Here is a 4012-nt window from a genome sequence, read left to right on the forward strand (position 1 = left end):
TTAGTCCATGAGAAACAAGCAGGCAGAAGCAATTATGCGTACATCGAAAATACAAAATCATATATAGAAAATCATTTAAATAAGAAATTTACTTTAGAAGAATTAGCTGGGGATATTGGGCTCAATCCAACTTATCTTTCTAGACGTTTTTCCCTAGAAGTCGGTATGGGAATTCAAGAATACACAAGAAAAAAAAGAATCGAAGCTGCCAAAAACATGCTTCGATTCTCAGATGTTCCAATACGACGTATTGCATCATATCTTTGCTTTCCATCCCAAAGCTACTTTGGTGATATATTCAAGAAATACACTGGCATGACGCCACAAGCCTATCGCAATTGGCAGTATGCAGGAAACAATCCTTATAGTACCCCAAGGGAATTGTAAATAATTGAAAATTACATATTATTTAGTCTGGCTGCTGCCCATCATGAGCAAGCCATGCGCACTCAGTTATCTGCATATCTGTAAATACTGCCTTAAAGCTGGAATCCTCAGGGCTGCATGCATAGATACCAAATGAAATCTTGCCAGCACCTTCCCACATATGACAAACTCGCATCTGCGAAAAGGATACGCCGTCTATAGAACACTCAAAGTCTATGAAAGTATGTTAGAAATGCTGTCCTACATCTACATGTAAAACAGCATCCTAACACTAACATAGAGGTACTTACTACCCTATTTTTCAAAATCCGGTTTCCAACCAGCAAACTGAATAAGCTGTTCATCTGTTCTATGATAATATCTCTCATTCTTATCAAGCTTGGCGATTTCTGCCATTTCTTCATCTGTAAGCTTAAAATCGAGAATGTCCAAGTTATCCTTGATGTGATCCACATTTTTACTTCCTGGAATTACAACAAATCCCATCTGTGTATGCCAGCGAAGTATAATCTGAGCAGATGACTTGCCATATTTCTTACCAAGCTCAGCAAATACAGGTTCGTTGATAAGAGACTTGTCACCATGTCCAAGTGGATACCAGCTCATAAGCTTAATGTCGTATTTGTCCAAAGTCTTACGAAGCTCTGTCTGCGTAAAATATGGATGTGCTTCTACCTGAATAAACTGAGGAACAATTTCCCATTTAGTCTGTAGTTCTTCAATATACTTTCCTTCGAAATTTGAGATTCCAATAGCCTTAGCTTTGCCTTCTTTATATGCCTTTTCAAGCTGTCTATAACCTGCAAGCCAATTTCCTGCAGGCTGATGGATATAAAGTAAATCCACATAGTCAACGCCAAGACGCTCCAATGTTTCATCTACAGCATTTTCATTTTCATATTCCGATGGCCAAAGCTTTGTTGAAAGAAAGACCTCTTCTCTCTTTACTCCACTTTCTTTTATTCCACGTCCTACCGCACGCTCATTTACATACGCATTTGCGGTATCTACCAGTCTGTATCCCATCTTAAGTGCTTCTCGCACACTATTTTCTGCATCTGCAGGCGATAACATAAATGTTCCAATTCCCACTACTGGGCATTCCAATTTATTATTTAATACGATGTTTTCCATTTGTAAAATCCTCCATTTCTATTCCTTTACATCAACCCGTTAGCAGAAAACCACTTCTCTACAGCTGTTTTCGCATTTGCAGCCTGGCTTCCAGTAATTGCAAGACCTGGTCTTACATCTGAACCCTTAGCATATTTTTTTACATCGCGTTCACTTGAGCCCATTCCACTTCCTTCATTGGTACAAAGTGGAAGTACGGTCTTTCCTGTAAAATCATATCTTGCCAAAAATGTTGCTACCGCCATTGGGAATGTTCCCCAATAATTTGGATAAGCAAGCACAATGGTGTCGTACTCATCAATACTATCTAAATACTTTGTAAGCTCTGGACGAGCATTTTCTCTTAAATCTTTCTTCGCTTCATCAATGCATGTCATATACACAGGCGAATAAGGATTTGCCATTTCAATCTTAAAAGTATCAGCGTCGATTAATTCCTTCATCTGGTTAACAACAATTTCTGTATTACCAACCTTTACATATCTCATTGCTCCGCCAAAATAATTTTCATCCGCTCTTGAAAAGAAAGCGATTAATGTCTTTGCCATTTGAATTTCCTCCATCTAAATTTTCTATAGCTAACTGCTTATATCAATTGGTTCTGTCTTTGTTGTTTACATTATCTCACGTCAGTTATATAATATCCAATAGAAACATTAGATTATTGATTTAATTTTTAAATATCAGAGGTGTGCTATGACAACAAAGCAGATAGATTATTGTATAGAACTGGCTCGTACGGAGAGCTTTTCCAGAGGTGCCGAGAACATGTTTGTGAGTCAGCCTACATTTTCATATCAGATAAAACTGCTTGAAGAAGAAGTTGGTTTTGAAATTTTTGTTAGAAATGGAAAAGGGGCTACTCTTACTCCTGCAGGAGAACAGTTTGTAACCTACCTTTCAAATATGCGTAAAGAGCTCAAAAGAGCCATTGAACAGGCTCAAAACTTCAGTTCGAAATATCAGGACAATATCACTATCAGTCTTATGGTTAGACAGGCTCTTTACTTTCTCCCTGAAGCCATAAAGGACTTCGAAAATAATGAACCTGGAGTGCAAATAACCCCTCTATTCCAATATGAAAACGGCATAGATAGCTTTTTGAAAAATGAATCCGACATTGTATTTGCCTTGGAAGAACAGACAAAACAGCTTGCAGGCACTATCGTCCACAAGCTGTTTGAAAGTCATATTTATTTAATTTGTGATAAGAATGATCCTCTTGCATCTAAAAATCTTATTACTGATGAAGACATTTATGGTCGCATTCTTATGGTAGGTGGAGGCTCACCGGCACTTCTCCGCTCAGTTCAGCAAAAGCTTATTTCATCAGGAAAAATTGAATATTTTAATAGTCCAGATCATGACACCACACTTACTAACGTTGCTTCCGGTAAAGGAATCTGCCTTGCTCCCGGTTTTCTTAATGACCACAGCGGACAGTTTGCATGGATTCCTTATGACTGCGACGATACCTTTTCATGCGTTCTCTGCACTCATAAATCAGACGGGCGTCAGAGCCTTGACGCTTTTATTAAAGTGTTACAGAAGTTATATAACGAAGCAATTGCCTTTCCATTATAAATTCTGCAAATCCAAATGCATATAGCCTAAGCGGCTATAATATCCTTTAATATATCATAATAATGCAATACTCTATCAGGTATATTCTGATCAATTTTTTCTAGCTTATTACCACATATCATATCATCAATTGATACGTTTAATAAATCGCTCAGAGCATATAAATTGTCAATAGAAGGAAGGCAGCTTCCGTTAAGCCAGTGATATATACTCTGTACGCATGCAAGGCCTAAATATTCTTGAATATCATTGACTGAATATCCATTTGCTTCCATGAGCATTCGGATTTTTTCACCAGTTTTAATTTTATCTATGATGGGATACATTTAAGTGCCTCCTTTCAAATATAGCCTACAATACAGCCATGAGGATTACTAAAGACCAACCAGCTTAACATCTAAAACCTGTGTCATGGATTTCAGCACATCTCTATGCCTAAATAAAAGTTATCAATTATCAGTTAGTAATTTATATGAAAAAGGTTAACAATTCAAGATTAATCAAATACAAATAATAGAAAACAGTTAAATATGCATGGTCAATTATGACCATCTCCTGTTATGGGATCCGGAAGTAGGATTCGAACCTACAACATAAGGTATTTACTACCTTTGCGCTACCATTGCGCCATTCTGGAAGTCCTTACTCTTTAATTTGCTATAAAGAATAACTTGATTGTAACTTAACCCTGTTACAGGGAAGCTGGGTTTATAGTTTACGTATTGCAGGCAAAAGCATTATATTTCTATAAAAGTTGTCGCGTTAGAAACCTTTATCTGAGTATCAAGTTCAGATAGAATTGTATCTCTTTTCTCCTTGAGTAAAGAAATCTTTTCCTTAATATTTAAAGGATCAACAAGCTCAGTTGTATTTTCCTTAACATATGTATCTACAACCTCAAGAGGCT

Annotated in this window: 6 protein-coding genes and 1 tRNA gene; 2 read left to right on the forward strand and 5 right to left on the reverse strand. The window is 37.0% G+C overall.

The genetic code is table 11. The features are described 5' to 3' along the window. A partial coding sequence (locus AC52RT_RS16755) for a helix-turn-helix domain-containing protein (RefSeq protein WP_495541798.1) occupies positions 1-387 on the forward strand: 387 nt, incomplete at its 5' end. A 22-nt stretch (positions 388-409) separates the two neighbouring features. Here AC52RT_RS16755 and AC52RT_RS16760 read toward each other — a convergent pair. From AC52RT_RS16760 to AC52RT_RS16770, 3 genes are all read right to left on the reverse strand, one after another. Next, a complete protein-coding gene (locus AC52RT_RS16760; protein ID WP_495541803.1) occupies positions 410-604 on the reverse strand; it encodes a DUF1349 domain-containing protein in 195 nt (64 codons plus the stop codon). Positions 605-681: 77 nt separating this feature from the next. Then, positions 682-1521 (reverse strand): aldo/keto reductase, encoded by an 840-nt coding sequence (locus AC52RT_RS16765; protein WP_495541799.1) that lies wholly within the window; start codon positions 1519-1521, stop codon positions 682-684. Positions 1522-1547: 26 nt separating this feature from the next. Then, entirely contained in the window at positions 1548-2069 is a 522-nt protein-coding gene (locus AC52RT_RS16770) for a flavodoxin (protein ID WP_495541800.1), read from the reverse strand. 148 nt (positions 2070-2217) lie between these two features. On the opposite strand from AC52RT_RS16770, the gene AC52RT_RS16775 reads away from it, so the two are divergent. After that, on the forward strand, positions 2218-3105 hold the full coding sequence (locus AC52RT_RS16775; protein WP_495541801.1) for a LysR family transcriptional regulator: 888 nt from the start codon (positions 2218-2220) through the stop codon (positions 3103-3105). A gap of 26 nt (positions 3106-3131) precedes the next feature. Here AC52RT_RS16775 and AC52RT_RS16780 read toward each other — a convergent pair whose 3' ends face one another. Further along, complete coding sequence (locus AC52RT_RS16780) at positions 3132-3431, reverse strand: helix-turn-helix domain-containing protein (protein WP_495541802.1); 300 nt, start codon at positions 3429-3431, stop codon at positions 3132-3134. A 239-nt stretch (positions 3432-3670) separates the two neighbouring features. Continuing rightward, positions 3671-3742 (reverse strand) — tRNA-Leu (locus AC52RT_RS16785). Between the last annotated feature and the right edge of the window lie 270 nt (positions 3743-4012).

It is taken from the genome of Peribacillus sp. (genome assembly GCF_059453735.1).

Excerpts from the sequence above, each read along its gene's own strand:
- AC52RT_RS16770 (WP_495541800.1), bottom strand. The coding sequence starts at position 2,069 with ATGGCAAAGACATTAATCGCTTTCTTTTCAAGAGCGGATGAAAATTAT.
- AC52RT_RS16780 (WP_495541802.1), bottom strand. The coding sequence starts at position 3,431 with ATGTATCCCATCATAGATAAAATTAAAACTGGTGAAAAAATCCGAATG.
- AC52RT_RS16775 (WP_495541801.1), top strand. The coding sequence starts at position 2,218 with ATGACAACAAAGCAGATAGATTATTGTATAGAACTGGCTCGTACGGAG.
- AC52RT_RS16765 (WP_495541799.1), bottom strand. The coding sequence starts at position 1,521 with ATGGAAAACATCGTATTAAATAATAAATTGGAATGCCCAGTAGTGGGA.